At 73.6% G+C, this 1,549-nt stretch carries 1 protein-coding gene; it reads right to left on the bottom strand.

The window, feature by feature from the left end; all coding sequences use genetic code 11:
• The coding region (locus tag ACFWVE_RS35010; RefSeq protein WP_384023302.1) for a polyketide synthase dehydratase domain-containing protein at positions 1 to 1,531 on the bottom strand (1,531 nt) is incomplete at its 3' end.
• Positions 1,532 to 1,549 lie beyond the last annotated feature (18 nt).

Here is a 1,549-nt window from a genome sequence, read left to right as displayed (position 1 = left end):
CGGCCTCGTCCACCGCCAGTGCCGCACCCAGCAGCTCAGCAGACAGCCCGGCGTCCGGCTCGACGTCCAGCAGACCGAACCGCCCCGGATGCTCCGAGACAGCCGACCGCACCAGACCCCAGACAGCGGCACCGGCCAGGTCGCCGCCCTCCGTGACACCGCGCGTCACGAACACCAGACGCGACTCCGAGCACCGCTCGTTCGCGAGCCACGACCGCACCAGCTCCAGAGCCCATACGGCCGCATCGTGTACGGACCCGACGACAGCGTCGGCGGTACCGGGCACCGTGGCCAGCACCGTTTCCGGGACCTCGCCCGCTACCAGAGCCTCGAGATCGGCCGTCCCGGTGACCGTCGCCGGTTCCGAGGATGCTCCCGCGGCCCTCGTACCCCGCGCCTGCACCCAGTCCACCTGGTAGAGGGAGTCATGAGTCGCGGCGCTGAGCTGTCCGGCCGCCAAGGGCCGGACGACCAAGGATTCCACCGAGGCTACGGGAGCGCCGGCCGGGTCGGCCAGGTCCAGGGCCATGGTGCCGTCGGCGTCACGGGTCAGCCGGACCCGCAGAGCCGAGGCGCCGGAGGCGTGCAGCGACACTCCGGCCCAGGAGAACGGCACTCCGCCGCGGCCGTCGTCGTCGAGCGCGAAGGCGTGCAGGGCGGCGTCGAACAGGGCCGGGTGAAGGCCGAAGGCGCTGCCGTCCGTTGCCTCGTCGAGGGCGACCTCGGCGAACAGGTCGTCGCCCCGCCGCCATGCGGCCCGCAGGCCGCGGAATGCGGGTCCGTAGGCGAAGCCGGCTTCGGCCAGCCGCTGGTAGCAGCCCGTCACATCGACCGAACGGGCGTCCTTCGGGGGCCACACGGACGCGTCGAAGCCGGGCCGTACGCCGTTCGGGGAGGCCGTGGGCGCCAGAATTCCGATGGCGTGGGCGGTCCACGGGGCCTGGACGTCGTCCTCACCCCGTGCGTGTATGCCCAGAGTGCACCGGCCGTCGGCGTCAGGCGTGCCGATCCGCACCTGGATACGGGTGCCACCGTGGGCGGGCAGCACCAGCGGTGCGGAGAGGGTCAGTTCCTCGACCGTGTCGCAACCGACCTCGTCGGCCGCGCGGATCGCCAGCTCCAGCAGTGCCGTGCCCGGCACCAGCACCGAGCCCTGCACCGCGTGGTCGGCCAGCCACGGGTGGGACTGCACCGACAGCCGGCCCGTGAACACCACCCCGTCCGAACCCTCTGCGCCGGCCAGTTCGACGGCTGCGCCCAGCAGCGGGTGTTCGGCCGCTCCGAGCCCGGCGAACCGCACGTCTCCGGCCCGGGTCAGCGCACCGGCAGGCCAGTAGCGCTGCCGTTGGAAGGCGTAGGTCGGCAGGTCGACGGCCCGTGCACCGGTGCCGGCGAAGTAGGCGGCCCAGTCCACCCGGACCCCGGCGGCGTGCAGCCGGGCCAGCGCGGTCAGCGCCGCCGTCTCCTCGTCGCGGTCCTTGCGCAGCAGTGCGACGAGCAGGGCGTCGTCGCCGGCGCTCTCGCGTGCCATGCCGCTGAGCACACCGTC

This window comes from Streptomyces sp. NPDC058632 (genome assembly GCF_042717095.1).
GTDB lineage: Bacteria > Actinomycetota > Actinomycetes > Streptomycetales > Streptomycetaceae > Streptomyces.
The sequence above is the reverse complement of the archived record's forward strand: the minus strand, read 5'-3'. Positions and strand labels throughout refer to the sequence as shown.